The organism is Streptosporangium sp. NPDC050148 (assembly GCF_055586505.1).
In genome coordinates this window covers 1-26,388 of the sequence record NZ_JBVJIA010000015.1, presented here as the reverse complement: position 1 = coordinate 26,388, position 26,388 = coordinate 1, and the positions used below count along the sequence as shown (strand labels likewise).

The 26,388-nt window shown below is 73.0% G+C and carries 17 protein-coding genes; 11 read left to right on the top strand and 6 right to left on the bottom strand.

The genetic code is table 11. From position 1 onward, the window contains the following. Window positions 1–167: 167 nt before the first annotated feature. Window positions 168–1,199 (top strand): LacI family DNA-binding transcriptional regulator, encoded by a 1,032-nt coding sequence (locus ACZ6RT_RS18390; protein ID WP_470154868.1) that lies wholly within the window; start codon window positions 168–170, stop codon window positions 1,197–1,199. Window positions 1,200–1,279: 80 nt separating this feature from the next. On the opposite strand, the gene ACZ6RT_RS18385 is transcribed toward ACZ6RT_RS18390, so the two are convergent. The 4 genes from ACZ6RT_RS18385 to ACZ6RT_RS18370 form a co-directional block, all read right to left on the bottom strand. Then, entirely contained in the window at window positions 1,280–3,250 is a 1,971-nt protein-coding gene (locus ACZ6RT_RS18385) for a beta-galactosidase (protein WP_470154866.1), read from the bottom strand. A gap of 239 nt (window positions 3,251–3,489) precedes the next feature. Next, entirely contained in the window at window positions 3,490–4,959 is a 1,470-nt protein-coding gene (locus tag ACZ6RT_RS18380) for a glycosyl hydrolase (RefSeq protein WP_470154864.1), read from the bottom strand. Window positions 4,960–5,136: 177 nt separating this feature from the next. Further along, a complete protein-coding gene (locus ACZ6RT_RS18375) occupies window positions 5,137–7,680 on the bottom strand; it encodes a glycoside hydrolase family 2 protein (RefSeq protein WP_470154862.1) in 2,544 nt (847 codons plus the stop codon). 449 nt (window positions 7,681–8,129) lie between these two features. Beyond that, the gene (locus ACZ6RT_RS18370) at window positions 8,130–9,167 is read right to left on the bottom strand and encodes a LacI family DNA-binding transcriptional regulator (RefSeq protein ID WP_470154860.1); all 1,038 of its coding nucleotides are present in this window, start codon (window positions 9,165–9,167) and stop codon (window positions 8,130–8,132) included. A gap of 368 nt (window positions 9,168–9,535) precedes the next feature. Between ACZ6RT_RS18370 and ACZ6RT_RS18365 the strand changes: the two genes are divergently transcribed. From ACZ6RT_RS18365 to ACZ6RT_RS18330, 8 genes are all read left to right on the top strand, one after another. After that, window positions 9,536–10,834, top strand: coding sequence for an ABC transporter substrate-binding protein (locus ACZ6RT_RS18365; RefSeq protein ID WP_470154858.1), 1,299 nt, complete (start codon window positions 9,536–9,538; stop codon window positions 10,832–10,834). 56 nt (window positions 10,835–10,890) lie between these two features. Then, the gene (locus tag ACZ6RT_RS18360; protein WP_470154856.1) at window positions 10,891–11,856 is read left to right on the top strand and encodes a carbohydrate ABC transporter permease; all 966 of its coding nucleotides are present in this window, start codon (window positions 10,891–10,893) and stop codon (window positions 11,854–11,856) included. Next, the gene (locus ACZ6RT_RS18355; protein WP_470154854.1) at window positions 11,853–12,797 is read left to right on the top strand and encodes a carbohydrate ABC transporter permease; all 945 of its coding nucleotides are present in this window, start codon (window positions 11,853–11,855) and stop codon (window positions 12,795–12,797) included. Before ACZ6RT_RS18360 ends, ACZ6RT_RS18355 begins: the two co-directional genes overlap by 4 nt. Beyond that, entirely contained in the window at window positions 12,794–13,693 is a 900-nt protein-coding gene (locus ACZ6RT_RS18350) for an alpha/beta fold hydrolase (protein WP_470154852.1), read from the top strand. The genes ACZ6RT_RS18355 and ACZ6RT_RS18350 overlap by 4 nt, the downstream gene beginning before the upstream one ends. A gap of 329 nt (window positions 13,694–14,022) precedes the next feature. Beyond that, window positions 14,023–14,604, top strand: coding sequence for a hypothetical protein (locus tag ACZ6RT_RS18345; RefSeq protein WP_399196791.1), 582 nt, complete (start codon window positions 14,023–14,025; stop codon window positions 14,602–14,604). Window positions 14,605–14,783: 179 nt separating this feature from the next. Next, window positions 14,784–15,611 (top strand): orotidine-5'-phosphate decarboxylase, encoded by an 828-nt coding sequence (gene pyrF / locus ACZ6RT_RS18340; RefSeq protein ID WP_399196790.1) that lies wholly within the window; start codon window positions 14,784–14,786, stop codon window positions 15,609–15,611. Beyond that, window positions 15,605–16,765: a hypothetical protein gene (locus tag ACZ6RT_RS18335; protein WP_470154850.1), complete on the top strand. Its 1,161-nt coding sequence runs from the start codon at window positions 15,605–15,607 to the stop codon at window positions 16,763–16,765. Before pyrF ends, ACZ6RT_RS18335 begins: the two co-directional genes overlap by 7 nt. After that, complete coding sequence (locus tag ACZ6RT_RS18330) at window positions 16,762–17,691, top strand: thioesterase II family protein (RefSeq protein ID WP_470154849.1); 930 nt, start codon at window positions 16,762–16,764, stop codon at window positions 17,689–17,691. The genes ACZ6RT_RS18335 and ACZ6RT_RS18330 overlap by 4 nt, the downstream gene beginning before the upstream one ends. 131 nt (window positions 17,692–17,822) lie before the next feature. Here the strand turns inward: ACZ6RT_RS18330 and ACZ6RT_RS18325 are convergent, their stop codons facing one another. Both ACZ6RT_RS18325 and ACZ6RT_RS18320 read right to left on the bottom strand, forming a co-directional pair. Further along, on the bottom strand, window positions 17,823–18,980 hold the full coding sequence (locus ACZ6RT_RS18325) for a winged helix DNA-binding domain-containing protein (protein ID WP_470154847.1): 1,158 nt from the start codon (window positions 18,978–18,980) through the stop codon (window positions 17,823–17,825). 11 nt (window positions 18,981–18,991) lie between these two features. Then, window positions 18,992–20,203: a cytochrome P450 gene (locus tag ACZ6RT_RS18320; protein ID WP_470154845.1), complete on the bottom strand. Its 1,212-nt coding sequence runs from the start codon at window positions 20,201–20,203 to the stop codon at window positions 18,992–18,994. A 175-nt stretch (window positions 20,204–20,378) separates the two neighbouring features. On the opposite strand from ACZ6RT_RS18320, the gene ACZ6RT_RS18315 reads away from it, so the two are divergent. Then, a complete protein-coding gene (locus ACZ6RT_RS18315) occupies window positions 20,379–22,913 on the top strand; it encodes a S9 family peptidase (protein WP_470154843.1) in 2,535 nt (844 codons plus the stop codon). Continuing rightward, the gene (locus ACZ6RT_RS18310; protein WP_470154841.1) at window positions 22,910–26,278 is read left to right on the top strand and encodes a non-ribosomal peptide synthetase; all 3,369 of its coding nucleotides are present in this window, start codon (window positions 22,910–22,912) and stop codon (window positions 26,276–26,278) included. The genes ACZ6RT_RS18315 and ACZ6RT_RS18310 overlap by 4 nt, the downstream gene beginning before the upstream one ends. Window positions 26,279–26,388: the final 110 nt, after the last annotated feature.

Here is a 26,388-nt window from a genome sequence, read left to right as displayed (position 1 = left end):
GCCGGCGGGCCGGCGATCACCCGGGGACGGGGATTTGACAGGAGGCCGGGCAGGGGGAAGCATCACGCGTAAGCGGTTTACCATCGTGTTTCACTTCGGTTGGAGGTCGGATGGTCCGGCGTGCGGTACCCCGCGAGGACGGGCGGCGGCCGACGACGATCCGGGACGTGGCCGCGCACGCCGGCGTGTCCGTGGCCACGGTGTCGCGGATCCTGTCCGGCACCTACCCCAGCGCGCCCGCCACCCGCAGCAAGGTCATGCGGGCGGTGCGCGAGCTGGACTACGTGGCCAACGCCAACGCGCGGGGGCTGGCCGGAGCGAGCAGCCGCAGCGTCGCCATCATCGTGAACTCCGTGGTCTCGCCGCACTACGCCCACGTCGCCCAGGGCGTGCAGACCCAGGCCGCGCTGGAGGGCAAGCTCTGCATCGTCGGCACCACCGGCGGCGACCCGGAGCGCGAGTTCGCGACGGTGCAGCTGATGCGCCAGGAGCAGGCCGAATGCGTGATCCTCGTCGGCAACGTGGTGAACGACGCGGACTACCGCGAGCGGATGGGCGAGTACGCCCGCGCGCTGGCGCTCGCCGGATCGCAGCTCGTCCTGTGCGGACGCCCGGCGCTCGGCCCCGGCGTGCCCGCCCTCGTCGTCGAGTACGACAACACCGCCGGCGCGTACGCCGTCACCAGCCACCTGCTCTCGGCGGGCCACCGGCGCATCCTGTTCCTCGGGCGGCGCGACGGCCACACCACGCAGGACAGCCGCGTCGCCGGATACCGCGACGCCCTGGCCGACCACCGCGTGCCCCACGATCCCCGCCTGGAGGTCGAGGGCACGATGGAACGGCACGAGGGCTACCGCATGGTCCGCGAACGGCTCGGCGCGGGTCCTGCCGACTTCACCGCGATCTTCGCCTGCAACGACCTCATCGCGGCGGGCGCCCGCCGGGCCCTGCGCGAGCACGGGCTGCGCGTCCCGGACGACATCTCCATGGTCGGCTTCGACGACCTGCCCACGGCCGCCGACATCGACCTCACCACGGTCCACGTGCCGCACGAGGAGCTCGGCCGCACCGCCGTACGCCTCGCCCTCGAACGCCGGCGGGACGCCTCGGGCATGACCGGGCACGTCATGCTCGGCACCCACATCGTCGTGCGCGAGTCGGTCCGTACCCTCAGGGGCGCCGGGGGTCCGACCCCGTAGGGCCCGGACGGGCGGAAAGCCCCGTCCGGGAGACCGTCGAAGCGTTCACACCCGTGGTCCCCGGGCCTCTCGCACCACGGTCACGGGGCCGCCCGCCCGAAGACGCGCCAGCCGTGGGCGCCGATGACGTCACCGGCCTCGCTGCCCGCCTCGACCGGGCGGCCGAAAGGCGAGGACGGCGTGAACGGCTCCCCGGAGTGGTTGACGACGAACAGGTACCCGTCGCGCACGACGGCCTCGACGTGCGGCGGCAGGTCCTCGGCGACGGGACGGACACCCGCGTCGGCGAGGATCCGCGCGGTGAGCGCCCACATGCCCTCCTCGTCGGGAACGGTGGCCAGGTAGTAGGCCGTCCCCGAACCGCTCACCCGCGACGTGAAGGCCGGGCGCCCCCGGAGCCTGCCGTCGCCGAAACGGCCGAGGACCGTCGCGTCGACCACGTCGAGTTCCTCGGCGAACAGGCGGCCCTTCAGCGAGGCGCCGTCGAGGGACACGGTCACCGCGGCGGCCTCGTGGGCGTCGTCGAGGGGAAGGGCTCCGAAGTCGGTGACCCGCAGGCCGAGCGTTGCCGCCAGCCGCGTGGTGAAGCCCCCGAGGGGGAACCTGTCGTGCTCGTCGACCACGTCGCTGAACGCCGACAGCAGCAGCGTCCCGCCACCGGCGACGTAGGACGCGAGGTTGGCCGCCGACGCGTCGGTCAGCAGGTAGAGCTGCGGCGCGATCACGACCGCGTACCGCGACAGGTCGTCGCCCGGGTGACGGACGTCGACGCCGACGTGCCGGCGGTGCACAGCCGCGTGCCACTGCTGCACGATCGCGAGGTGGTCGAAGCGCACCGGGTGGTCGGAGTTCTCCACCGCCCACCGGTTCTGCCAGTCGTAGAGCAACGCCACGGGCGCCTCCACCTCCGCCGACATGCGGGGGAACGCGGCCAGGCTCCGTCCGAGCTCGACGACCTCCTTCCAGGTACGGGTCCCGGTTCCCGCGTGCGGCACCATCGCCGAGTGGAACTTCTCCGAGCCCGAGCGGGACTGGCGCCACTGGAAGAACATCACCCCGTCGGCGCCCCGTGCGACGGCCTGTACGCTGAGCGCCGCCATCTGACCCGGCGCCTTCGGCACGTTGCTCGGGCGCCAGTTGACCGCGTCCGTCGCCTGCTCCATGAGGACCCAGGGCACCCCCGGTTTGAGGGACCGCATGAGGTCCCGGGTGAAGGCGGCCCCGCGGAACGACTCGGGGTCGGCCGGATCGGGGTAGCTGTCGTCGGCGATCAGGTCCAGGTCGGCCGCCCATGAGCGGTAGTCGGCCGGCTCGAACGCGCCGATGAGGTTCGTGGTGACGGGCTGGACTCCCCCGGCCGCGCGGATGATCGACTTCTCCATGCGGTAGAGGCCGAGCAGCGCGTCGGAGGTGAAGCGCTTGAAGTCCAGGAGACCTGCGGGGTTGACGCTGTAGGGGGCGAGCCGGGGCGGGACGATCTCCTCGAAGTCACCGTAGCGCTGCGACCAGAAGGCGGTCCCCCAGGCGTCGTTCAGCGCCTCGATGTCGTCGTACCGCCCGCGCAGCCAGGCGCGGAACGCGACGGCGGCGTTGTCGGAGTAGTCGGCGTGCAGGTGGCAGCCGTACTCGTTGTTGACGTGCCACATCACCACCGCGGGGTGGCGGGCGTAGCGTTCCGCGATCGCCGTGACGAGCTCGGCCGCCAGGCGCCGGTACACCGGTGACGTCGGGGCGTACGCCTGCCGGCTTCCGGGCCAGTAGGTCGCCCCGGAGGCGTCCTTGGGCAGGATCTCCGGGTAGACCCGGCTCGCCCAGGGGGGTGGGGAGGCGGTGGCCGTGGCGAGGTTCACCCCGATGCCGCCCGCGTGCAGCTTGTCGAGGACCCGGTCGAGCCAGCCGAAGTCGAACTCGCCCTCGGCGCGCTGGATGCGCGCCCACGCGAACACCCCCAGGCTGACCAGGTTCACCCCCGCCTCCCGCATCAGCCGGACGTCCTCGTCCCACACCGGCTCGGGCCACTGTTCCGGGTTGTAGTCGCCGCCGTAGTACACCTGAGGTGCTCCCCTGTCGGTGGTCGGTGTGCGGGCGCGTACGCCGCCGGACGGGATGCGCCCGCCCCGGAATTAAAACGTTTGTACGGGAGGGGTGCAAGTCCCCGGAGGGCGTCCGGGGGCCCGGGCGGCGCACGCCGCGCGGCCCGGCCGGTGCCGTCCCGGGGAGGGCAGCGGCCGGGCCGCCGGCGTGGACCCGGCCTCCTGCCCGGCCGCGGATCCGGTCCGGTGTGCGGACGTCAGGCCGGGAGGGTCCACTTCTGCCAGGCGTTGGCGTTGCAGTCCCAGATCTGCAGCCGGTTGCCGTTGGTGGCCGCGCCGCCGGGCGCGTCCAGGCAGCGGCCTGAGCCGGGGTTGCGCAGCTGGGAGCCGGGGGTGGCCTGCCACTGCTGGGCGGTGGAGCCGTTGCAGTCCCACAGCTGGATCCTCGTGCCGTTGGCCGTGCCGGCGCCGGTGACGTCCATGCACTTGCCCAGGACGCGGACCGTCCCGTCGGTGCCGACCGACCAGTTCTGGGCGGTGCCACCGTTGCAGTCCCACAGCTGGACGGCGGTGCCGTTGGCCGAGCTCGCCGCCGCGGCGTCCACGCACTTGCCGCCCGTGCCCCTGATCGGGCCCGTCCGCGCCGGCGTGCCGCCGCCGGAGACGGTGAACTCGCCCTGGTTCAGGACGCGCGGGTGGAAGTAGGCGTTCTGGATCTCGGTGTTGCTGTTGCTGCCGCGCAGCTGCTCCGACCAGAGCATGAAGTAGCTCCAGCGCGTCTGCCCGTCGAGCAGGGCGGCGTCGGGGACCTTCCCCATCTCCGCCAGCGCGATCGGCTTGGAGCCGGCGATGTTCTGGATCTGCTGGTAGTCGCCCTGACTGGGGTGGTTCTTGTACCAGACGTCCAGGGAGACGACGTCGACGTACCGGGAGCCGGGGTAGTAGGCGGCCCAGTTGCCGGCGGGGTTGTCCTGGACGTTCCACACCCAGATGAGGTTGGTGAGCCCCTTGCCGACCAGGTGGTCGCGGGTGATCTGGTAGAGGCGGGCCCCGCCGTTAGGGCCGGGACGGTTGCCCCACCAGTTCCAGGACTCGTTCATCTCGTGCAGCGGGCGGAACAGGACCGGGACGCCGGCGTCCTTGAGCTGCTGGAGGTAGGGCACGGCCTCGTCCAGGCGCCGCTTCCACGCGGTGTTCAGCGCGCTGCCGTCGGTGACGATCTGGTTGAACTGGTCGGCGGAGATCTGCGTCTTCACGCCGCCGTCGAACTGGCAGGTGCTGCCACCGGTCGGTGTGCAGACGTGCCAGGTGAGGGTCACGAGGGAGCCGTTGGCCCATTCGGTCTTGGCCTGGTCGATCACGCGCTGGCGGTTGGCGACGTCCTCGGGGCGGAACATCAGGTCCCCGCCCCACAGGCCCGGGTACTGGCCCGTGATGTCCTTGACCTGCTGGGTGTACTGGCCGGGGCTGCTCGCAGGCTCCTTGTTGTGCTGCCCGGAGACGACGTTCCTGCCGGTGATGGAGGTCAGGTGGTCGATGACGGCCTGCCGGGACGACGCGGGGAACGCCTGGGCCTGCGGGGACGCCGTGACCCCGAGGCCCACTGTCGCCAGCAGAACGGCCGTCACGGCGCGGATCCGGCGATGTGTCCTGCCCGCGGGCCGGTGGGCGGTGGCGTGCGGACGGCCGGGCGGGCCGTCAGGAGGTCGCGGTGAGGTGAGACGCACTTTTTCTCCTTTTTCTGATGTGTCCCCCGAGGACTGAGGGACGGCCCGGCCGGGCCGTCACGGGTGGGGCCGCCGACCGGCTGGGGGGCGTCATCGCCTCCCGGGCCGTCCGGTGACCGTGCGGAAGGGGGGCGGCGGAGGACGACCGGGGCGCGGAAGGGCCGTCTGGCCGCGCCGTCACGGCCGGGCGGCCTCCTCCACGGCCCGCGCGGGCGCCTGCGCGGTGTTGACCGTGAACAACGCCGCCCGCACCGACGCGAGGCCGGGCACCAGGGCGCCGGTCCCGGTGACGCCGATGACGCACCTCTCCCCCGGCAGAAGGGTGACCAGGCCCCGGTCGGCCGCGGCCTCCGGGGCGACCCGGTCGGCCTGGAAGAGCAGGTCGCGGACGAACGTGCGCGCGGTGACCACGAGGTCGAACCCGCCGTCGCGGGGCTCGACGTCGATCGCCAGGTCGGCCGCCGGGTAGGCGAAGTCGCGGTCCTCGCAGCCCAGGACGACGTCCCGCAGCCCCTCGACGTCGGCGACGAGCAGTTCCCGGTACCCGTCCTCGAACGTGACGAGCCCGGCCGGGAGCGGCAGCAGCGCCACCGACCGCGGTGGCACGGTGAACGGCAGGGTCTCCTCCGCCAGGACGGTCCCGTCGGCCGACATCCTCCGCGCGCCCGCGAACCCGTCCCACTGCTCGGCGGACTGGTTGTCAACGGCCAGCACCCGCCGCCCGTCCCGGATCTGGAAGCTCACCAGCCGATCGGCGTACAGCCGGCGCAGCTCGTGGTAGAGCGGCTTGGGGCGGCCTGCTCCGTCGATCGCGGCCCACGAGGTGACCGGCCAGCAGTCGTTGAGCTGCCACACGGCCGTCCCGGCGCAGATCGGCCAGTACGACCGCCAATGGGCCACGCCGGTGGCGACGGCGCGGGCCTGGTTCACCTGGGCGAGGTAGTACCAGTCGTCGAAGGTCGCCGGGGCGCCGAAGTGGTGGGCCAGGCCCCGGTCGAGCTTGCCGATGCCGTCCTCGGCCTTCTGGTGGTGGAGCATCCCGGGTGAGCGCGGGCCGAGCGGCTCGTCGGTGACGGCGTCGCGCAGGGTGGTGTAGGCCGGTGGCGCCTGCCAGCCGAACTCGGCGGCGAAGCGGGGCACGTCGTTCAGGTAGTCGGTGTAGTCGCGGCGGTTCCACACCTCCCAGAAGTGGGACGGCCCGTGCGCCGGGTCGTTGGGGTGGTGGTCCCACGAGCCCGACCAGGGGCTGCCCGCGCTGTAGGGGCGGGTGGGGTCGAGCTCGGCGACCACCCGGGGCAGCAGGCCCAGGTAGTAGCCCTCCCCCCAGCTGTCACCGGCCAGCTCCTTCTCCCAGCGCCAGTCGCGAAAGCCCCACAGGTTCTCGTTGTTGCCGTTCCACAGCACCAGGCTGGGGTGCGGGGCCAGGCGGGCGACGTTCTCGCGGGCCTCGGCCTCGACCTCGGTGCGCAGCGGCCGCTCCTCGGGGTAGGCGGCGCAGGCGAACAGGAAGTCCTGCCAGACCAGCAGGCCCAGCTCGTCGCAGACCTCGTAGAAGGCGTGGTCCTCGTAGATCCCGCCGCCCCACACCCTGACCAGGTTGACCCCCGCGTCCCGGGCCTGGGTGAGACGGTGACGGTACCGCCCGGGGGTGACGCGGGCGGGGAGGGCGTCGTCGGGGATCCAGTTGACGCCCCGGGCGAACACCGGCTCGTCGTTGACGACGAGCGCGAAGGAGGTGCCGTGCTCGTCGGGGGCGTACTCCAGCACGACCGAGCGGAACCCGATCCGCCGTTCCCAGCGGTCGAGTTCCGCGCCCGTCCCCGCGTCGGCCAGGGTGACGCGGCAGGCGTACAGCGGCTGGTCCCCGTACCCGCGCGGCCACCACCGCTCCGGGCCGGGCACCTCCAGCACGACGACCGCGTGGTCCCGGCCGGGCCCGACCTCCGCCCGCGCCACATGCCCCGCGACCTCGACGGTGACGGTCAGGTCCCTGCTCGCGCCGGTGGCGGTCCGTTCCAGGTCGACATGGGCCTCGACCCTGCCGGTCGCGTCCGCGACCGTCACCAGCGGCCGTACGCCCGCCAGCCGCGCGGTGCTCCAGCTCTCCAGCCGGACCGGCCGCCAGATCCCGGCGGTGACCAGGGTGGGACCCCAGTCCCAGCCGAAGCTGCTCGCCATCTTGCGGATGTAGTTGAAGGGCTCGGGGTAGGCGTTGGGCCGGGCGCCCACGGCCTCGCGCACCTTCTCCGCCTCGGTGTAGGCCGACGTGAACAGGACCGACAGGACCTCTCCGCCGTCGCCACCACCGCCGTCGCCGTCGTTGTCGCCGCGACCGGTCACATCGAACCGGTAGGAGCGGTGCATGTTCCGGGTGGTGCCCAGCTCGGCGCCGTCCAGCGTGACGGTCGCGACCGTGTCGAGCCCCTCGAAGACCAGGTCGGTACGCTCGAACCCCCGGGGCACGGCGGGCAGCACGGTCTCGTAGCGCCAGTCGGCCCGGCCGGCCCAGGCGACGTCGAGCTCGTTGCGGTCCAGGTACGGGTCGTCGATCAGCCCCGCGGCCAGCAGGTCGGCGTGGACGCAGCCGGGGACCTCGGCGGGGACCGCCTCCCGCCGGAGACGGCCGAGCTCCTCGGGAGCCGCACCCCCGGCCAGACGGAGGGTCCACCCCGAGGTGAGGGGCGTGCTCTGCTTCAACCGGTACTCCTTGGTCGAGGACACGACACGACGTGACATGCCGGTACGGACATGGGCGGTGTTCGGCCGACCGCGACGACGTTCGGCTCAACGTAACCATTCGTTCCGACCCGCGTCTAGACCGTTTTAGTAATCTCGCCGGGACGAGCCCGTCCACGTCATCGGTCCCGCGTCCAGGCCCTCCCGCCCTGGGACGGGACGGCACCCCGGCGCGCCGGAGGGATCGAAGACCTGTTCAGGCGGCATGCCGGGCCGCCGGGCGGAGAGAGGGTCATGCCCGTGGCGCCCGGCTCGCGCCGACCCCGCGCCGCCGCGCCCGGCGGCTCGCTCCGCCCCGGCACGCCCTCAGGAGAACTCGCGTTCACCTGCTGCACTGTTGTTTTAGCGACCGGGCCGGAGGACCGCCGCCCGCGCGGGGCACGGGAGCGGCCCGGCGGCGCCTTCCCGCCGGGCCGGCACGTCCGGGCTCGCCGTCAGCGGCGCGGCGGGGCGGTGGAGGCCCTCGGGATCAGGCTCGGGGACTGCGCGGGGTGGGAGACGTGCTCCTCCCCGTTGATGACGCCGAAGAGGGCGTGCGTGACCTCGGCCCCGAAGGAGAACACGTCGTGCTGCATGGCCGACAGGGTCGGCCGGGTGAGCTGGCACAGCTGGGAGTCGTCCCAGGCCAGCAGGGAGAGGTCCTCGGGCACCGACAGCCCGAACTCACCGGCGACGCCGAGCGCCGCCACGGCCATGATGTCGTTGTCGAAGATGATCGCGGTGGGCCGGTCGGGGGCGAGCAGCAGGTTCCGGCACGCGCGGCTGCCCTGGTCGGCGGAGAAGTCCGCCACGGCGGTGCGGGCCTCCAGGCCCAGTTCCCGCGTCACCGCGGTGAAGGCGTCGGTGCGGATGACGCTGTGCCCGAGCGCGGCCGGGCCGCTGACCCGGGCGATGCGGCGGTGCCCCAGGGCGGCGAGGTAGCGCACCGCCTCCACGACCGCGGCGGCGTCGTCGGTCCACACCGAGGCGAACGGGCCCGCCAGGCTCGGGTGTCCCACCACGACGGCCGGCAGTCCGATCTCGGCCAGGGCGGGGATGCGCGGGTCGTCCACCAGCAGGTCGACCAGGATGCTGCCGTTGACGCGCCCGCCCTGCCACCACTCCCGGTGCACCTGGATCTCCTCGTCGGCCTCGACCAGCCGCAGCAGGAGCGAGCACGAACGGCGGCCCAGGACGCTCTCGATACCGGAGATGAACTCCATGTAGAACGGTTCCAGCCCCAGCATCCGGGCCGGGCGGGCGATCGCCAGGCCCACGGTGTGCACGTTGCGCCCGGACAGCGAGGCCGCCGCCTGGTTCGGCCTCCAGCCGAGCTCGCCGGCGGCCCGCAGGATGCGCTCCTTGGTCGAGGCGGACACCCCGGGCTTGTCGTGCAGCGCGATCGACACGGCCGAGGGGGACACCCCCGCCCGTGCCGCGACGTCCTTGATCGTCGCCTTGCGCCCCCTGGCCGCCGCGTCCGTCCGCCTCACGTGGCACATCCCCTTCTGTAACGGTCCACACGTCCGACCCTAGCCGCGGGGAGCGCGTCCGGCCCGGCCGTCACGACACTCACCCGGATGAAGGCAATCCTGTCAGGAAACGATCAAAGAGCGGGAGGTGCGTCACCTGTCGTACCGGCAGGCAGGCACCGCTTGTTGAGTGAAATTTTAGTAGATGCCCCCTCGACACCCCTTCTGGTCACGCAAAAGTAACACTAGACCGTTCTATGGACACCGTGAAATGTTGCGTCTAGGTTAAGCAGCCATCAACCGCCGGGCCGCGACGAGGTGCCCGTCGCCGCGTCGGCGCAGCGCTGCAGATCAAGACGAGGAAGTGGTACGACGTGCGAGGAACACGCGTGGTAGCAGCCGGGATCGCCATGGCGATCGGCCTCACCGCCTGCGGCGGAGGAGGGGACGGCGGAAAGGCGGGCGTGGCGGCCGTTCCGGGCGACCCGGCCAAGGTGACCGGCACGATCACGGTGCTGACGAACCGTACCGACCAGGTGCAGGACGGTACGACGGCCAGGTACGCCGCGGAGTTCAACAAGGTCTACCCCGGTGTGACGGTGAAGTTCCAGGGACTCACCGACTACGAGGGCGACGTGAAGATCCGCATGAACAGCAAGAACTACGGGGACGTCCTGCTGATCCCCAACGCGGTGCCGCTCAGCCGGTACCCGTCGTTCTTCTCCCCCCTCGGCCCGGCCTCGGAGCTGTCCGGGAAGTACGACTTCACCGACCGGGCCACGGTCGGCGGCCAGGTCTACGGCATCGCCAACATCGGCACCGCCAACGGCTTCGTCTACAACAAGGCCGTCTGGAGGCGGGCCGGCGTCACCGACTGGCCGAAGACGCCCCGGGAGTTCCTCGACGCGCTGAAGGCGATCAAGGACAGGACGGACGCGACGCCGTACTACACCAACTACCACGACGGATGGCCGCTGACGAACTGGGGCAACGCGCTCGGCTCGCCGAGCTGCGACCCGGCCGCCAACGACAGGCTGGCCGAGACCGATGAGCCCTGGGCGCCCGGCCAGGACCTGAACGTCGTCGACACGCTGCTGCACGACATCGTCAGGAACAAGCTCTCCGAGGACGACCCGAACACCACCAACTGGGAGAACTCCAAGAACCTGATCGGCACCGGCAAGGTCGCGACGATGTGGCTCGGCTCCTGGGCCGTGGCGCAGATGAGGGAGGCCGCGAAGAAGGCCGGCGGCGACCCCGACGACATCGGCTTCATGCCGTTCCCGGCCCAGGTCGACGGCACCTTCTGCAGCGTGGTCCGGCCCGACTACCTGTACGCGGTCAACGTCAACAGCCAGGCCAAGGAGGCGGCCCGCGCCTGGATCGAGTGGTTCGTCAACTCGTCCGGGGACGCGCGCGCGGGGCTGTCGATCTCGTCGGTCAAGGGCGCGCCGCTGCCGTCGAGCCTGGAACCCTTCCAGGAGGCCAAGGTGAAGTTCGTCCACATGGGCTTCGCGAAGAACGCCCTGGTCAACGACATCGACAAGGCGTCGGAGGTCGGCCTGAACGCCCAGGACTACCGCCAGCGCATCGTCGACGTCGCCCGCGGGGCGGCCGAGGGCGACCTCGGCACCGTCTTCGCCGACCTCAACAAGAGGTGGGCCGACGCCCGGTCGGCGGTCGGCTGACGGAGGACGGTGCAGGCCCAGGCCCCGCACGCAGAGCCTCTCCGAGGAAGGAACAGATGTCCGCATTCCGTGTCGCGGGGCCCGGCGCCCCGCCCGAGGCGGCGCAGGCCGTGCCCTCGCGTCACCGGCGCAGGCCGTCCGCCCGGGGGCCGCGCCTGACCCGCTCGCAGCGGTGGTACACCCCCTGGCCGTACCTGCTGGCCCCCCTGGCGCTGCTGGTGCTGTTCACCTACGTCCCCGTCGTGACCATTTTCCTCGACAGCCTCACCGACTGGGACGGTTTCAGCCCGGCGAAGAACTTCGTGGGGGCCGGCAACTACGTCGACCTGTTCACCAGGCCCCGGTTCCTCCAGGTCCTCACCGTCAGCCTGTTCTACCTGGCGGGCTCCGCGATCCAGATGGTCGTGGCCCTGTACTTCGCGACCGTCCTGAGCTTCGACATACGGCTGCGGAACCTCTTCAAGGGGATCCTTTTCTTCCCCTACCTCATCAACGGCGTGGCCATCGGCTTCGTCTTCCTCTACTTCTTCCAGCCCGGCGGCACCCTGGACGCCGTGCTGGGCGTGTTCGGGGTCGAACCGCGTCTGTGGCTCGGCGATCCCGACCTGGTCAACACCTCGCTGGCCGGCGTCTCGGTGTGGCGCTTCATGGGCCTGAACCTGGTGCTGTTCATCGGCGCCATCCAGTCGATCCCCCCGCAGCTGTACGAGGCCGCCTCGCTCGACGGCGCGAGCCGGTGGCAGCAGTTCCGGTTCGTCATCGCGCCCAGCATCAAGCCCATCATCAGCCTCAGCGCCATCCTGGCGATCTCCGGCGCCCTGTCGGTCTTCGAGATCCCCTTCATCATGACCGGCGGTTCCAACAACAGCGAGACGTTCGTCATCCAGACGATCAAGCTCGCCTTCAACTTCAACAAGGTCGGCCTCGCGTCGGCGGCCGCGGTCGTGCTCCTGGCGATCGTCCTGCTGGTGACCTGGCTCCAGCGCCTGCTGGTCCCGGACGAGAGGGTGGAACAGTCGTGAGGACCTCGACCGGTCCCGCCGGGACCCTCACCGGACGCGCCGGACGCGCCGGACGCCGCGACGCCTTCGCGCGCGGTGGCGCTCCCCCGCGCGGCGGTCGCCGTGACGCTCCGGTACGCCGGGCACTGGCGCGTCTTCTCGTGTACCTGTCGCTGGTCGTGGCCGGCGCGGTGGTGATCCTGCCGCTGGCGGCGATCCTGCTGACCTCGCTGCGGACCACGGAGGAGATGGCGGCCAACGACAACCCGCTCGCCGCACCCGGCGACTGGTTCAACCTGGACAACTACCGCATCGCCTTCACCGACGGCCAGATGCCGCAGGCGCTGTGGAACACCTCCTTCATCCTGTTCTTCTCGCTTCTCGGCACGGTCTTCATCGGCTCGATGACCGCCTACGCGGTCGACCGCTTCCGGTTCCGGTTCAAGAGGGTGGTGGTGACCCTCTTCCTGGTCGCCGCCCTCGTCCCCGGCGTGACGACGCAGGTCGCCACCTACCAGGTCGTCAACGGCCTGGGGGTGATGGACACGCACTGGGCTCCCGTCCTGCTGTACACGGGGACCGACATCGTCTCCATCTACATCTTCCTGCAGTTCATCCGGTCGATCCCGATGTCCCTGGACGAGGCGGCCAGGCTGGACGGCGCGACGTCGCTCACCATCTACTGGCGCGTCATCATGCCGCTGCTGCGCCCGGCGATCGCCACCGTGGTCATCGTCAAGGGCGTCGCGATCTACAACGACTTCTACATCCCCTTCCTCTACATGCCCTCCGAGGGGCTCGGTACGATCTCGACGTCACTGTTCCGGTTCAAGGGACCGTACGGGGCGCACTGGGAGGTCATCTCCGCGGGCGCCGCGCTCGTCATCCTGCCGAGCCTGATCGTCTTCCTGGCCCTGCAGCGGTTCATCTACAGCGGCCTCGTCTCGGGAGCCACCAAATGACCCGACCGGCGATGAGCGAGGGGCGCACCGCGCACATCGCGTGGCGCCTCCACCGGCACACCGGCAACGCCACCGGTGCCAGCAACGCCACCGGCACCGGTGACCATGACGACGGCGGCACCGGTGGTCCTCCCGCGCTGCTGCTCCTGCACGGGTTCACCGACTCCGCCGCCTGCTGGGAGCCGGTCGTGCCCGCGCTGGCCGGCCACGGCGGCATCGGTGGCATCGGTGGCATCGGTGGCATCGTCGCCACCGACGCCCGCGGCCACGGGGACTCGGGCCTTCCCGACGGGCCCGTGGGGCCGGAGCGGCACGCCGCCGACCAGGCGCTCGTCCTCGACGACCTCGGCGTCACCGAGCCGGTCGTCGTCATCGGGCACTCCATGGGCGCGCTCACCGCCCTCACGCTGGCGGCCACCCGGCCGGAGCTGGTGGCCGCGCTCGTCCTGGAGGACCCGCCACCGTACGGGATGGGCGCCGGGCCGCGCGGCGTGCCGTCCTGGCTCGCCGACCTGCGCGCCCTGGACCTTCCCGGGCGCGTCGCGTACGCCCGCGAGCACCACCCGGCCTGGGGCGAGGCCGAGCTGCCGCCGTGGGCGCTGAGCAAGGAGCAGATCGACCCGCGCTACTGCGAGCGGCCCGGCACGGCTCTGGACCCCCTCCACGACCTGGCACCGGACGTGCGCTGCGACACGCTGCTCGTGTACGGCGACGCCGGCCTCGGCGGGATGGTCACCGACGCCGATGCGGACACGTTCCGGAAGGCGGCGGCCGGCACCGTGACGACGTTCCGCGTGCCCGGCGCCGGGCACAACGTCCGGCGCGACACCGCCGGCGCGTACCTGCGCGCGGTCCGCGCCTTCCTGGACGAGGTGCGCCCGCGGCCACCGCACTGATCGACCCCCACCCCCACCCCCACCAACCCCGACACCGGCCCCGACACCGGCCCCGACGCCGCGCGGCACGGGTCCTCCCCTGCCCGCACACCGTCCCGGACGGCCGCGGGCCTGGCGTCCCGCCCGCCGCGTATCACCTGTAAGACGGCGTGTCAGCCTGTACGGAGAGCACGTCGAACAGGCTGACAACAGGATCTCCTTGCGGACGATGTGAGCGCTCCGAAACCGTGGACCCCGTCACAGGAACGACTCCCGGTGTCCGAACCAGGGAAACGATGAGAACGCCCTCGCACCCAAGACGGCGCGGGGCGTTCCGCGAAGGGATCCGCATGAGGAAGCTCGCCGTTCGACTCACCTGCCTGCTCGCCATGGGCGCCGGCATCGTGCCCGCGTCCGGCACCGCGATGGCGGCCGTACCGGCTTCGGCACCCTCCGGTGTCGCGTCCGCGTCCGGCACGGCGACGGCCGCCGGACCGGATTCGGCCTCCCTGGGCACCGCGGCGGCCAGTCACTGCGTGGCCGACAGGTACGGAAAGGGGATGGGCTGCTACGGCAGCCTGTCCCGGGCGATCAAGGTCGCCAACGCGGCCGGCTACGCCGTGGCCGTGCTCTACGACTGGATCAACTACAACTCCCGCGGCGACACCCTCACCATCTCCGTCCCCCGCGACTGCAGCAGGAGCACCTCCGGCAGGGCCGACTACGAGTTCAAGCGGCTGGACCACATGGGCTGGGGCGACCGGGTCAGCTCGGTGAACACCAGGATGGGCAACGGCACGCACTGCGACGTGTTCTTCCACACCGACATCGACCTCGTCCGGGACTGCGCCGGCAAGCGGTGGATCGACAGGTACGGCCACCTCGGCCACTACGGCTGCTACAAGCGGGCCAGCTCGTTCAGGCTCAGCTGACCGCCGCCGGACCCGCCGGTCCGCGAGGACGGGGACGTCGCGGGCCGGCGGGCGCGGGCTCCTCCCCGTCCTTGCGGCGGGGAGGGACGCGGTCGCGCGGGCCCAGAATTGTAGCCAATGCGGAACCGGCCGCGGGCGGGCGCGGTGCGGCCTCGGGCACGTCCGTGTGCAATGGGCCCATGGCTGCCTTATCGATGTGGACCGACCTGCTCCGGACCCGATCGGCCCTCTGCCTGGGGATCGCCCCCTCCCCCAAGTGGCTGCGGGCCTGGAGGATGCCCGACGACGTGGACGGGGCGCGGCGGATGTGCGAGGTGGTGCTGGAGGCCGCGGGCGACCGGGTGTCCGTCTACCGGATCCAGGTGCCGTTCTTCGCCCGGTTCGGCGCCGCGGGCACGGCCCTGCTGCGTGACGTCGTCGACGGCGTGCACGAGCGGGGCTCGCTGGCGGTGCTGGACGCGAAGGTGTGCGACGCCGACGACACGATGGACTCCTACGCCGACCTCTACCTGGGGCCCGGCAGCGTGCTGGGCGGTGACGCGGTGACGGCGACCCCGTTCATGGGATTCGCCTCCCTCGACCCGCTGCTGCGCCGGGCCCGTGACAGCGGGACGCTCGTCATGGTGCTCGTGCGCACCTCCAACCACGCGGCCGGCGGGGTGCAGGGCGCGGTGACGGGCTCGCGCACCGTCGCGCAACGTACGGCCGACGAGGTGCAGGGGTGGAACGACGAGAACGGGGTGGCGGCCGCGGCCGTGGTCGGGGCCGGCCGCGAGGAGGCCGCCGAGCTGGTGGCCCGGATGCCGTCGGCGGTCGTGGAGCTGCCGGGTCTCGGCCGGGCCGGACGCGCCACCGGTGACCTCGTCGCCGTGGCCGCCGGTGCCCCCGGGCGCGCCGTGCTGCCGGTCACGACCGGTGTGCTGCGCCACGGGCCGGACGTCGCCGCGCTGGGCGCGAGCATCGCGACCTGGCGGGAGGAGATCGGGGCGGAGGTCCCGGCGTGCTGATCGAGCTGCGGCCGGGCACCTCGCGGGAGGCCGCCGAGGAGGTGGCCGCGCGGGCCGCGGAGCACGAGGACGTCACCGCCTGGCCGGTGCACCTGGCCGGCCGGTCGTTCGTGGTGGTGAGCGGTGACGAGTCCCTCGTCAGCGTGCCCGACTCGCCCGCCGTGCTGGCCCGCCGCCCCACCCCCGACGGCCACTGGCTGGTACGGCGGGAGAGCGGGGTGGCGCCGCGCGAGGTCACGATCGGCCCCGCCCCGCCACCCGGTCCCACCGCGTCCACGGCGTCCACGGCGTCCACGGCGTCCGGCTCCGCGGCTCCCCGTATCGCGCCCGAAGAGCCCGGGGAGCCCGGGGAGCCCGGAGAGACCGGAGAGACCGGGGAGGCAGGTGACGTGATCCGCGGCGCGGTCGTCGGGGGTCCGCGGCTGTGGTGGGCGGCGGGGCCGTGCGCGCTGGAGTCCCCGCGGGACGCGCTCGAGACGGCGATGGCGGTCAGGGCGCAGGGGGCGCACGCCCTGCGGGCCGGGCTGTACAAGACCCGCAGCAGCCCCTACCACTTCCCCGGCAAGGGCAGGCGGGGCCTGGAGACGCTCGCGGAGATCCGGCGGGCGGCGGCCATCCCCGTGATCACCGAGGTGTGCGACCCGCGCGAGGTGCCGGCGACCGCCGAGGTGGCCGACTGCCTCCAGGTGGACGGGCGGCAGATGGACAACCGCCCGCTCCTGGCCGAGCTGGGAGCCCAGCCCCGCCCCGTGCTGCTGATGCGCCGGCCGCAGGCGAGCCTGGACGACTGGCTGCGGGCGGCGGAGTTCGTCCTCGCCCGCGGCAACAACGCCGTGGTGCTCTGCGCGGGAGCCTCGGGGACGCCGCCGCTGCCGGGCTTCGGGGCGATCGCCGCCCTGCGCGCCCGTACCGGCCTGCCCGTGGTCTTCGACCCCAGCCACAGCACCGGTTCGGCCTCGCTGGTGGCGCCGGCCTCGCTGGCGGCCGCGGCGTACGGCGCGGACGGGCTGCTCATCGAGTCGTGCCCGAAGCCCGAGAGGATGTACCGGCCGGGCGACGCGGCCCACATGTTCCCTCCCGAGTCCCTGGCGGACCTGGTCTCCGCGTGCGAGCGGACCCGGGACTCCGCACGATCCCTGGCGGTGCCGCGATGACTGTTTCCACTGGTTCCCCCTCGTCCACGACCACCCCGCCGACCGCCGCGACCACCGCGTCCACCGCGTCCACCGCGTCCACGGCGTCCACGACGACCGGCGCCACCACGGCTACCTCGGTGACCTCGGTGACCGGCGCGTCGTCCCCCGCGGGCCCTTCGGCCTCCCACGGCCCGGTGTCACGTCCGGTGAGCTGGCTGGTGCCGCTGCACAGACCGGCGCGGCCCCGCGCGCGGCTGGTCTGCGTGCCCAACGCCGGGGGCGGCGCCACGACGTTCCGCGGCTGGGCCGACCTGCTGCCCGGTGACGTGGAGCTGTGGGCGATGCGCTCACCCGGCAGGGAGACCCGGATCGCGGAGAAGCCCCCGAACCGGCTGTCGATGATCATCGATCCGGTGATCGACGGGCTGTCGCGGCTGGAGCCGCTGCCGTTCGCGCTGTTCGGGCACAGCATGGGCGCGCTGGTGTCGTTCACGGTGGCGCGGCGCCTGCGCTCGCGCGGCCTGCCGGGCCCGGGGCGGTTGTTCGTGTCGGGCTGGAACGCGCCCCAGTGCAGGGACGGCATGCCGCGGCTCGGCCGGCTGGACGACGAGGAGCTGATGCGGGTGCTGCACCGGCTGGACGGCATCCCGCCGGAGGTGATCGGCAACCCCGAGCTGATGAGCCTCATCATGCCGGTGCTGCGGGCCGACCTGAACGCCGCGGAGTCCTACGTCCACGAGGACGAGCCTCCGCTGGCCTGCCCGATCTCGGTGTTCGGCGGGAACGGCGACCCGACGACGACGGCCGGCGGGCTGGGCGCGTGGAGCGCGCAGACCGGTTCGGCGTTCCGGCTGCGGCTGCTTCCCGGCGGGCACTTCTTCATCCACACCCAGCGCCGTACGCTGCTCCGCGCGATAAGGGCGGACCTCGGCACCTGCCGGTGAGCGCGGGACCGGACGGGGCCCGGCCCGGGCCCCGTCCGGGAGGGACGAGACAGGACCGGGACGGACGTCACGGACGGGACGGGGCCGGCGCTCCCGGACGGTGAGCGGGACGGGACGGTCTCGCGCGGACCTCAGCGCTTCTTGGCGGTGAGTTTGCCCGTGGTCAGGACGGCCTCGGTGCCGTAGAAGCGGCCGACGCGCTCGACCTCCCGCTCCAGCTCCTTGGTCCGGCCGGAGCCGAGCTCGACGAACGACTCGACCTTGACCTCCAGCCTGCCGCCCTTCTCCTTGCGCTCCCACATCCCGGCCACGACGCCGTCGACGAGCATGATCTGGTGGGCGACCGCGCCCTCGTACTTTCCGCGGCCGTGCTCGAAGACGCGCGCGGCCGTGTCCTTGGGCACGACGACCTCCTTGGGGCCGCTGCCGAGGACGTAGGCCTCGTACTGGGGCAGCAGCCGCAGGCAGCTCCGGTCGGACGGCCAGCGGCCCTCGTCGGAGGCCAGGACGTACGCCTTGCGTCCCTCGACCTCGACCTGGGCGACCTCGTCGCCGAGCGACTCCAGCGCCTCGCGCGCCTCGGGCGGCCTGAGCGCGAACCAGCGGGCCAGGTCCTGGTGGGTGACGGGCCCGTACGCGCGCAGGTAGCGGCGTACGATCTCCATGGCCGACTCCTCCGGGTCGGGCTGGTCCTTGGCCTCGACCTTCAGCCCCGCCCACCGGTCGGGCCTGACGTAGGTGACCTTGGCGCCCCGCACCGGCCCGAAGCAGAGCACGCCGAGGTAGGCGACGGGGCGCAGCAGCTCGCCCCAGTTGGAGGTGAGCTTGTCCTTGGCCCAGGCGCCGACCCGGCCGGAGACCTCCTTGGCCAGCTCCTCGCGGGTCAGGCACTCCCCGTCCAGCGCCTCGCGGACCGCGTCGACGAACGCCTCGCCCTGCTTGGCGGTGAGCCCGTGGTGGGCGTGCCAGCTGCCCTTGGCCCGCCAGTAGGGCTTCCAGCGCATGGCCGCCATCCACAGCGCCAGCTCGTCGGCGGCGTGCACGTGCAGGGTGCCGCGCAGGCTGTACGTCTTGATCAGCCGTTTCTTGTCGTACAGCTCCGCGCGGACCTGCTCCTGCGTGGCGTCCTTCACCCGTGACCCGATGGCCAGCTCGGCCGCGGCGGCGACCTGCGACTGGATCCCGCACACGTCGCGTACGGGTTTGCGCAGGTCGCCGGAGACGGGTTTCACGAGATGGTGGCGGGCCAGCCGCCGCGCGTGGACCTGATCCCAGGTGAGTGAGTTCATGGCCTGTGCTTCTACCCCATGGGGTGCAGCCGAACCTGGACGTGCTTGACGCCGTTGATGACGGGAGAGCGCAGATGGTCGGGCGGCCCGAGCAGCTCGGCACCCGACACCGAGGACACCAGCTCGTCGAGGAAGACCGTGAGCTCCAGTTCCGCGAGGGCGGCTCCCAGGCAGAAGTGCGGTCCCGAGCCGAACGCGACGTGCCCGTTGCGGGAGCTGCGGGGACGCCCGACGTCGAACACCTCCGGCGCGTCGAACACGCGTTCGTCACGGTTGGCGGAGGTGTGCCAGATGACGACGTCCTGCCCCGGCCGGATGGTCTTGCCGTGCAGCTCGGTCTCGCGGACGGCGCGGCGCAGCACGTGCCGGCTGGGCGAGGTCCAGCGCAGCAGCTCGCCGACCGCGTTCGGCATCAGCTCGCGTTCCCTGCGCAGCCGGTCCCACTGGTCGGGGTGCTCCATGAAGGCCAGCAGCCCCCCGACGGCCGCGTGCCGGGTGGTCTCGTTGCCCCCGAGCATCAGCACGTCGAAGAAGAGCAGGCACTCCTCCTCGGTCAGCACCCCGGCGTCCTGGGAACGGGCGAGCAGGCTGACGATGTCGTCGCCCGGCGACCTGCGGCGCTTCTCCACCAGGCCCTGGCAGTACAGCAGGAGCTGTCCGTGCGCCTGGGCGGCGTTGGCGCGCACGTCGGAGGTCATCTGGTACTCGCTGTCGTGCGAGCCGAAGGCCGTGGAGGTGAGCCTGAGCATCAGGTCCCAGTCCTCGCGCGGCACGTCGAGCAGCGCGGAGATGCCCGCGACGGGCAGTGCCGCCACGACGGTGGCGAAGTCGCAGTCCCGGCGCTCCAGCGCGTCGGCGAACACGTCCTTGACGACCGAGCGCAGGTAGGGCTCGAGCGCGGCGATGGCCCGCGGCGTGAAGCACTTGTTGACCAGCTTGCGCAGCTCGGTGTGCCGCGGCGGGTCGGTCGTGTTGATCATCTTTCCGGATCCCTGGTCACCGGTGTTGCGGTGCGGGCCCAGGGTGTTGGTCTGGTTGGAGCTGAAGGTCCGGGGGTCCTTCTGGACCTTCACGCAGTCCTCGTACCGGGTGACCGACCAGAAGCCGGGTTCCCTGCCGTCGGGGTTCCAGTAGAGCGGATCGTTGTCGCGCAGGTGGCGGAAGACCTCGTGGGGCCTGTCGCCGACGTGCAGATCGGCATCGGCCAGATCAACGTCAGTCATTGGGAACTTCCCATTCCTCGGAGAATTCTCCGGTAGAAGTCATCTCGCCGGCGGGATGGCGGTGATTGACCGGCGGGGCGGGTCCGACTAATGCGAGGGCGGGATTATAGGCCGACCTCCGGCCCTTCGCCCGGGTGCTTTTCCGCGTTTCCGGTGACATGGTTATCGTCCTCCCATGGTTCTACGTGTCAAGCTGACTCTGTCACTGCTCACGGCCTCCGCCCTGGTGGGAGGCGCTGCTCCGCCGGTGGAACGGCCTGTCGCGGTAGAGGCCGCGAGACCGTTCACGATGCAGGACTTCATGACCACGAAGAAACTCGGCCAGGCCGTCCCCTCCCCGGACGGTAAAGCCGTCGCGGTGGTCGTGAAACGCGGCCCCGGCGAGTCGACCAGATATGGCGCATCATTTGTCGACGGAAACGAGCGCGCCGACATCTGGGTGGCCGACGGCGACGGCCCGGCCCGCGACGTGACGCACGGCGTCAAGGACGGCACCGGCCACTACAACCCGGTGTGGTCGCCCGACGGGCGCATGCTGGCCTTCGCCTCCACCCGCGGTGGCGACGACGTGTTCCTGCACGTGTGGAACCGCGAGACCGGCGAGATCCGCAAGCTGACCCCGCGCGGGGTGCAGACGATGACGAACGCCTCCGGCTACCTCATCCAGTGGCTGGACGCGCGGCGGGTCGCCGCCCCGATGGTGAACGCCGGCCGCTGGACCCTGGAGTACGGGCAGTGGCTGGAGGCCCAGCGCGTCGCCCCGAAGGAGTGGGCCAAGGTCGAGCGCGGCAAGGAGGACACCGCCTTCGTGTTCGACAGCTCCGCGACCGACGACCAGGACGCGCTGGACGAGCAGGTCGCGGTCATCGACGCCGTGACCGGCACGATCACCTCGGCGGGACCGGCCCGCACGTACACGGCGGGCAACCTGGTGGCCGACCCGACCGGGCGGCACATCGCCCGGGTGGACGACCTCGGCCCCACCCCGGCGCGTCCCGGCCGGCTCAAGCGGATCATGGAGCGGCGCACGCAGCTGGCGATCGCCTCCTCCGCGGGCGGGCAGCCGCGCGTGGTGATCGACGTGCCGAGCCCCTCGGTCACCGTGCAGCCCCGCTGGGCGGCCGACGGGAGCAACCTGCTGATCGTCGGCAAGGCCACCCCCGAGACGCCCGACCCGTTCACCGCCTACCTGGTGCCCTCCGCCGGGGGCAAGGCCGTCCCGCTGGCCGCCGACCGGCTGCTGGCCACCGGCCTGCTGTGGGGAGCGGGGACGCCGCTGGTGCGCGGCGCGAAGGTCAAGGACGCCGCCGACCCGGCGGCCCGCCAGGACTGGTGGGCGTTCGACCCGGCGGACCCGGCCGCCAAGCCGCGCGACCTGACCTCGCGGTTCAAGGTCCCGCCGCTGGAGCTGGTGCCGGTGGCCGGCGGCGTGCTGGGCGTGGCCGACGGGCGCGCCTGGCTGATCGACCCGCGTACCGGGCAGGCGCGCGACCTGAACGCCACCGGTGCCGCCCCGCTGGCGGAACTGGCCTGGCCGCTGGACGACGGGGTCAGGCGCAACGGCGTGCGTCCCACCGACCGGGGCGGTGCCGAACCGGCCAACCCCCGCCTCGACCGCGACTTCCCCGTGGTGCTGGCGCGCGACACCAAGGGCGGCCTGTACGAGCTGGCGCCCGGCGGCTCGCCCGTGCTGACCCCGCTCCCGACGCCCCACCCCGAGGCCGGCGTCGCCGGGTACGCCCCCGCGAGCCGCACCGCGGTCTTCGGGGCGGGCGGCGACCAGGGCACCGCGCTGTGGACCACCCGCGCCGGGCGCCACACCCAGCGCCTGTCGCTGAACGCCCACCTGGCCCAGGTGGCCGTCCCCGAGCGCAGGCTCGTCACCTACAGGGGTGCCGGTGGGGAGAAGCTGACCGGCGCGCTGCTGCTGCCGCCGGGTCACCGCGACGGGCAGCGCCACCCGCTCGTCGTCAACGTGTACGGCACGCGGATGATCTCCACGCTCAAGGACGTGCCGGAGTTCATGGTGAACAACCCGAGCTACCTGACCCTGCAGTTCATGACGGCCAACGGCTACGCCGTGCTCGTCCCCTCGATCCCCCGTCCTACGGGCAAGGCGGCGGCCGAGCCGATGACGTGGCCCACCAAACCGATCATGAACGCGGTGGACGCCGCGATCGACGAGGGGGTGGCCGACCCCCAGCGGCTGGCGGTGATGGGGCACTCCTTCGGCTCCTACAACGTGCACGCCCTGGTCACGCAGACCGACCGGTTCGACGCGGCGATCGCCATCTCCGGCTTCTCCGACGTGATCAGCACCTACGGGGTGTTCGACGCCCGCTTCCGCTACACGCAGCGCGCCCAGGAGTGGTTCGCCCCGGCCTACATCGAGGACCCGGCGTTCGAGTTCGGCCTGGGCAAGCCCCCGTGGGAGGACCCGCAGAGGTACGTGCGCAACAGCCCGCTCCTGCACGCCGGGAAGATCAAGACGCCGGTGCTGATGCTGCACGGGGAGCGTGACTACCTGACCCACACCGGCTCCGAGGAGATGTACACGGCGCTGGCCCGCCAGGCCAAGAAGGTGAGGCTGGTCAGCTACTGGGGCGAGGCGCACATGCCGTACTCGATCGTCTCCCCCGCGAACTTCCGGAGCATGATCGAGCAGGAACTGGACTGGCTCCGCCTGAACCTCAAGGGAGGCGCCCCGTGAGGCTCTTCTCGCCCGCCCAGGAGCGGGCCTGGCTGGAGCACCGGATCCGCGGCGACGCCGTACCGGACGGGATCTCCCTGCGGCTGCGGCTGACCGGCCCGCTCGACGAGAAGGCGCTGGGCTCGGCGCTCGGGGACCTGGCCGCGCGGCACGAGGTGCTGCGCTGGTCCCTGCCCACCCGCGGGGACGGGCCCCGCCCGGTGGTGTCGGCCGGGGGCCTGCCCGCGCCGCGGCCGGTGCCGGTCGGGCCGGAGCGGCTCGGCGCGGCGCTGGCCGAGCTGGAGGCCAGGCCGTTCGACCTGGTGACGGGGCCGCTGGCGCGCGTGTCGCTGCTGGCGCTCGGCCCCGAGGAGCACGTGCTGGTGCTGCGCATGCATCCGTGCGTCGCCGACGAGGGCTCGCTCCCCGTGCTGGCCGCCGACCTGGCCGAGCTGTACCGGTCCCGGGCCGAGGGCGACGAGCCGCGCCTGCCCGGCGTGCCCCGTCCCTCCGGCCCCTCCGGCCCGGCCGCGTCCCCCGGCGCCTTGACCGCGAACACGAACACGAACACACCGGACGCGAGGGCACCGGACGGGGAGACGCCGGGCGGAAGGGCGCCGTGCGCGGAGGCACCGGAGGCGGAGGCAGCGGAGGCCGGGGAACGGGAGTTCTGGCGCGAGGCGCTGCGGGACGTGCCGCCGCTGGAACCGGCCACCGACCGCCCCCGCCCCGGGCGCCGCTCCGGTACGGGCGCGGCGCACCGCTTCGAGGTGACCGTTCCCGCCGGACCTGGCTCCCCCGCGCTCGCGGTGCTCGCGGCGTTCGCCGTCGTGCTGTCACGCTGCTCGGGGCAGGAGCGCTTCACGATCGGCGTGCGCGCCGACGGCCGCCTCTCCGGACTGCTCGGCGGGGAGCCGAACGCGCTCGCCGCCGTCGCGGGACCGCTGGACGACCTCGTCCCCCTGCCCGTGGACCTGTCCGGGGACCCGGACCTCACCACGTTCTCCGCCCGCCTGGACCGGGCCGCCCGCGACGCCTGGCGGCACCGGCTGCCGTTGCAGGACGTCGCCTCCGCCCTCGCCCCGCCCCGCGACCCCAGCCGGGGCGCGCTGTTCGACGTGGCGTACGGCGTCGTGCCGCGTCCGGTCGCGCACGAGGCGGCGGGCCTGCGTCTCGAACCGCTCGGCGACCCGGAGGGCCTGCCCGCGCGGACGGCCTGCGACCTGGACCTGCGCCTGCACCCGGGATCACCGGACGCGCACGGCCGCGCACCGGACAGCGGCGGCAGCGCACCGGGCGACGGCTCCCGGTTCCGGGCGACGCTCACGTACGCCACCGACGTCTTCGACCACGGCACGGTCGAGCTGATGGCCGTCCGCCTGAACCGGCTGCTCGGCGAGATGGCCAGCTCCCCCGCGCGGCCGGTGCTCGACCTGCCGCTCGACGACCGTTCGGGCCCGATCCCGGGCCCGCCCGCGGCGGTGGACCTCGACGCCCCCGGCTCCACCCTGGCGGCGCTGATCGCCGCTCAGGCGGGACGTACCCCCGACGCGCTCGCCGTGGACGGCGACGACGGGCGGCTCACCTACCGCGAGCTGGACGAGCGTGCCCGGGAGCTGGCCGGATGGCTGGCCGCCGAAGGGGTCGGCCCCGGGACCGTGGCCGCGATCTGCCTGCCCCGCTCGGCCCGGCTGGTGACGGTCGTGGCGGGGGTGCTGTACGCGGGCGGGGCGTTCCTGGCGCTCGACCCGTCCCAGCCCGCCCCGCGGCTGGAGTACCTGCTGTCCGACGCGGCGGCGGCCGTCCTGGTGAGCTCGGCGGAGATCCTCTCCGGCCTGCCGGAGGGCGGGGGACGCCGCCTCGACCTCGACCGGCGCGACCCGGCCGTGACCGCCCCGGTGCGGCCGGCCGGGCCGCGCGACCTCGCGTACATGATCTACACCTCGGGTTCGACCGGCCTGCCCAAGGGGGTGCTGCTGGAGCATTCGGGCGCGTGCAACCTGGTCATGGCCCTCGGCCCTGAGCTGGGCATCGGTCCCGGGGTGCGGCTGCTGCAGTTCGCGCCGCCGACCTTCGACGCCTGGGTCTGGGAGGTGTTCACCACGCTGACCTGTGGCGGCACCCTGTGCGTCCCGGAGGCGGGGAACATCCTCGTCGGCCGGGCGCTGAGCAGGTGCCTGTCGGAGCGCGAGGTGAACGCCGTGCTGCTGCCCCCCTCGGTCATCGCGACGCTGCCCGGCGACGACCCGCTGCCCGGTCTGCGGGTGCTGGTGACCGGCGGCGAGGCGTGCACCCCCGAACTGGTCGAGCGCTGGGGTACCGGCCGGCGCATGGTCAACGCCTACGGGCCGACCGAGGCGACCGTCATCGCCACCCTGGCCGACTGCGCTCCCGGTGAGGGCGTGCCGCCGATCGGGCTGCCCATGGCGGGGGCGTACGCGCTGGTGCTGGACGCCGCGGGGCGTACCGCGCCGCAGGGCGTGCCCGGCGAGCTGTACGTGGGCGGCGCGGGCGTGGCCCGCGGCTACCACCGGCGGCCCGCGCTGACCGCAGAGCGGTTCGTCCCCCTCGCCGGTCCCGTGCCCTCGGCGCCGGACGCGCCGCCGTCCCGGGCGGAGAACGGACCTCCGTCCCCGGCACCGGCCGGGCCGCCGTCCTCACCGTCCTCGGCGGCGTCCTCGGCGGCGTCCGGCGCGCGGCTCTACCGGACCGGTGACCTGGTACGGCAGCGCCCCGACGGGCGCCTCGACTTCGTCGGCCGGGTGGACCACCAGGTCAAGCACCGCGGCTACCGGATCGAGCTGGGCGAGATCGAGCAGACGCTGCGGGCCTGTCCCGGGGTGGACGACGCGGCGGTGACGCTGGAGGACGAGCAGCTGGTCGCCTACGTGGCCGCCGCCGTCCCGGCTTCCGCCTCTGATCCCGTCCCCGCGTCCGGTCCTGACTCTGGCCCCGGCCCCGGTCCCGGTCCCGGACGCGCCCCGGTTCCCGCGCCGGTGACGGCGAGGGACGCCAGGGCGTGGACGGCCGGACGGCTGCCCGGCTACATGGTGCCGGGGACCGTGCACGTGCTGGACGAGCTGCCGCTGACCACCGCGGGCAAGATCGACCGCCGCCGGCTGGCCTCCTCGGCCGCCCGCGCGGGGAACCAATCGGACGGGCCGCGCGACCGGCTGGAGCTGGAGGTGCTGGAGGCCTTCCGGCGGGTGCTGGACGAGCCCGGGATCGGCCCGCACGACGTCTTCTTCGCGTCGGGCGGCGACTCCCGGCTCGCGGTGACGCTGCTCGGCCGCCTGCGCGGCGGTCTGCGCCGGCCGGTCGCGGCCCATCTGCTCTGGGAGCACCCCACGGCGGCCGGGCTGGCCTCGGCCCTGCGGGAGCGGTAGCCGAAGAGAACAAGCCGGCGGGGGGGGGGGGGGGGGGGGGGGGGGGGGGGGGGGGGGGGGGGGGGGGGGGGGGGGGGGGGGGGGGGGGGGGGGGGGGGGGGGGGGGGGGG